This is a genomic window from Candidatus Hakubella thermalkaliphila (assembly GCF_013281975.1).
Classification (GTDB): domain Bacteria; phylum Actinomycetota; class Humimicrobiia; order Hakubellales; family Hakubellaceae; genus Hakubella; species Hakubella thermalkaliphila.
Genome location: NZ_BLRZ01000141.1, coordinates 1 through 3,585 on the forward strand (window position 1 = coordinate 1; position 3,585 = coordinate 3,585).

Genomic DNA, 3,585 nt, shown 5'->3' on the forward strand with positions numbered 1-3,585 from the left:
CGGAAATTCCGAGGCCAGAAACAGAAAAGCAGGAAGGATCTGAAGAAGATATCTGTTGCCGAAGGAGGTGGCGCCCCCGTAGTAATTATTGGGCGTGTAGAGAAGGTAAAAGAAAACGTAGGCCAAAATTCCCCCCCCAATGAGCATGCTCTTTTTCCAATTCCCCTTATATCCCAAAAGAAGAAGAAAAAGAAAAGCCGGGAAGGTGTATATGAGAAGACCGGTCTGGCGACCCAGCAGAAAATAATAAAGGTTGGGCAGAAGAATTCTCGGAGATGAGCCCCAGCCAAGAGGGTTTCCCGCAATCTGGCCGGCGATACCTTCTATACTAACCCCGGTCCGCACTCCCTGGAGCTCTTCCTGCTGCAAGTTCTCCTCGGTAAGGGCAAGATCCTGTCCCGACCGGACGTACATCCTATCCCCGCTGTAAGGAGACCAGCGCCCAGTTTGATAAAAATTTACCGAACTCGTTAGAAAGAGAGCAGTCACCAATAAGAAGGAGCACACAAAGGTCGCCTTCAGCTTTCTCCTGAACAGCATCTCCAGTAGCATCAGGCCAGCGAAGGCCGCCAGAGGGGGTTTCTGATAAATAGAGAGGCCGAAAAAGATGGAAGCTACCAGATAGTTTCCGCCTTGGGATAAGAAGGCTAGAAAGCTCAAAGAAAAATCTCGCATCTTTGAACCTATCTTTAAACCTATGGCTCTACTGAAGGTCTCCCTTGAAAATAACCCAATTTTCATGCGACGTGGTGCGCCGCGGCGCATGGGCGATTTCTTTACGTTAGCCTCTTCTTTCCTCATCTCTGCCAGGGAGCGACTAAAGTCATACCGCCAGAAGAAGAGGGCTAACAGAAAAATAAGGGCGATGAAAAGGTCAGTATATATAGCGAAAACAAAAAAGTAAGCCGTGGAAAACAGGTAGTACAAAAAAGCCACAGCAAGAGCTGAGGTACCTTCTAATTTCTGGGCCAAATAGAGGAAGCTAATGAATAAAAGACTGACCAGGATCAGGGAATTGAAAACGAAAAAGCCTTTGGACTCGAAGATTCTTACCAGAGGCGCGGCTGCAGCAGCATAGAGGTAAGGCTTGGCATAGAAAAGCTCCCCCCTATCATTTCTAACCAGAAATAGTCCCTGGGGCCCGGTCTGCCAACCATCCATAAATAATCTTCTCAGATCAGTCTCGGTATAGCGAAGATCAAAATCGTAGGCCAGACTCTGAGCCTGCATCAAATAAGTAGCCTCATCCCCGTAGAGCCCAATCTTATTAGGACTCAGGAAGAGGGTGGATAATATTAAAAAGGATAGAATGCCGATAAAAAACCAAAAGTAAATTTTCTTCAATGGGTTATCTCTCTGGATATCTCCTCAATTTTCTTTCGAAGCAGGGTGTTCTCCTGAGCCAGAATCTTTATTTGATTGGTCAGGTTAGAGATTTTGACCGAAAATTGAAGGGCTATGACAAACAGAAATAATATGCTAAAAAAGAAAATCACGTTATTGGGAGATAGAACTCCCAAAAATTCGGTCAAAGCCATAATGAGATCGAAACGAAGCAAAAAAATTATCATGCTAAGACCAATAACGAACCAGATAAAGGAATATTCTTCTCTCAATTTCTTTTTCCTTACCAGATCGATGATGTATATCACCAGGATAGCGCTGGCCAATAGTCCAAAGATTTTAATCTGCAAGCTCATGCTTTACCTTCCTTCTCCCGGAAAGCCCTGCCATTTATTACTGAGGGCGAGTGACCTTTCTTAGTATGTGTCTTTTGCTGAGCATAGTAACCAAAATGGATAATACCATCTTAAAGACATAATAAAATGATTTAAGGCCCTTGTGCATTGACTTATCTACATTCTCATACATTCTAACTGGCATCTCTCGGATCTTAAATCTTGCGTAATGCAACAAAACTAACACGTCAGCATCTGGATAGTCTACCGGATAAACTTCCTGAGCAAAAAATCTCAGAACTTTGCTGTTCAGGGCCTGAAAGCCGGAAGTGGGATCAGTAACCCGTTGGCCTATAAGAACAGAGGCAATGATCCCGAACAAAAACATCCCCAATTTTCGGAGCAGAGGAGCCCGGTAAGCTGATTTACCCAGAAATCGCGACCCTATGGCCACATCCACAGTTCCATCGAATACCTCCTTGAGGAGAGCGTTGATATAGGAGGGGTCATGTTGCCCATCTCCATCGATCTGAACGGCAAGATCGTATTTCTTTCCTACAGCATACTTAAAACCGGTCTGACAGGCAACGCCATAACCCAAATTAAAGGGCAAAGATATTACCTCTGCTCCTTCTTCCATAGCCACGGCCGCTGTTCTATCAGCAGAACAATCATCTACTACCAGAATGTCCAAAGAAGGAGAAAATCTTCTTATCCCCTGGATAACCCTGGAGATGTTCTTTTCCTCATTATAAGCAGGAATTATGGCTAAGACTTTCCTGGCCGCGATGGCAGCTTCTAAATCTACCGAGGCCGGGAAATTACCAGATGCTTCCTTCATCCTATCTCCTGGGTGCGCCGTCCTATCACCTTAATCTGAGTGCAAGTGGTAACCAGAATCTAGACCCTTCATCCTATCTCCTGGGTGCGCCATCCTATCACCCGGCTTTTCAGCATATTCGTGGCCCGACTCAAGACCTGAATGAGATTAAGGATTCCCAAGTATTTGGTGAAGAACCAAAATAACAAAAGAGACAAAGCCAGCAAAGCCAGACGTTCATATAGACTCATATTTACCAATCCTCCCAATAAAAGCGGCAGACATACCAGGCTCATGATCAAGATTTTTCCATCAGCTACCATGATACTTAGTTTTTGGGATATTCTGAAAATGGCAAAAACAAAGGTTAGCGCTGCTCCTAAGAACATTGCTGCTATAGCGCCTGTAGCGCCCCCGCCACGAGAAACCAGGAAGAACGCGGCTCCCAGAGATGCCACTGCTGAAATTGAGTAAGAAGAGACATAGCCTCTGGTATCAGAGGAGGGGAGAAAAATGCATCCAGAAAGAATCTCAAAAATCATAAGAAAGAAAAAGGCCAGGACGGAAAAGAAAATCAGGGGCTGAGCTGGCAGATAGTTTCTTCCAGCCAGAATCAGAATCGCTTCTTTAGAAAAGAGCACCATCAGTCCAGCCGCAAAAAGGGTTAAGGAAAAAAATTTGTCAAAGTTATCTTTAAAACTTTCCTTAAAAAATACCACGTTCTCGGCAAAACGTTTGCTCATTACGGGGAGATTAATGTAATTTACAGCATTGGAAAAGGAAAGAAGATAAAATCCATAACCTATGGCAAATTTTAAGTATCCTACTGTATCCGGAGTAGAATAGTATCCCAGGATCAGGATGCCAGATTGCATAAACAGGCCGTATAAAATTTTGGCTATATATATAAATATTCCTATTCCAAAAACAGCCCTGAATATCTTTTTGAACTCTGACTTATTGGGCACCAAAAGTCTAAAACCAAAAACCTTCAGCAGAGAAAGGACGTAGATTAGCAAAAAAAGAATAACCGTGATTAAACTACCTATAAAATAACCGTCATATTTCAAAAAAAAGACAAAAGGC

At 43.6% G+C, this 3,585-nt stretch carries 4 protein-coding genes; all 4 read right to left on the reverse strand.

The features are described from left to right. A partial coding sequence (locus HW443_RS09910) for a hypothetical protein (RefSeq protein WP_176238128.1) occupies window positions 1-1,344 on the reverse strand: 1,344 nt, incomplete at its 3' end. After that, window positions 1,341-1,700 (reverse strand): DUF2304 domain-containing protein, encoded by a 360-nt coding sequence (locus tag HW443_RS09915; protein ID WP_176233177.1) that lies wholly within the window; start codon window positions 1,698-1,700, stop codon window positions 1,341-1,343. The genes HW443_RS09915 and HW443_RS09910, both read right to left, overlap by 4 nt. Window positions 1,701-1,737: 37 nt before the next feature. Continuing rightward, a complete protein-coding gene (locus HW443_RS09920; RefSeq protein WP_176235475.1) occupies window positions 1,738-2,520 on the reverse strand; it encodes a glycosyltransferase family 2 protein in 783 nt (260 codons plus the stop codon). Window positions 2,521-2,588: 68 nt separating this feature from the next. Next, a partial coding sequence (locus HW443_RS09925) for an MATE family efflux transporter (RefSeq protein WP_176238129.1) occupies window positions 2,589-3,585 on the reverse strand: 997 nt, incomplete at its 5' end.

Bases quoted from the DNA above. Each gene is read 5' to 3' on its own strand.
- HW443_RS09920 (WP_176235475.1), bottom strand. From the start codon at position 2,520: ATGAAGGAAGCATCTGGTAATTTCCCGGCCTCGGTAGATTTAGAAGCT.
- HW443_RS09915 (WP_176233177.1), bottom strand. From the start codon at position 1,700: ATGAGCTTGCAGATTAAAATCTTTGGACTATTGGCCAGCGCTATCCTG.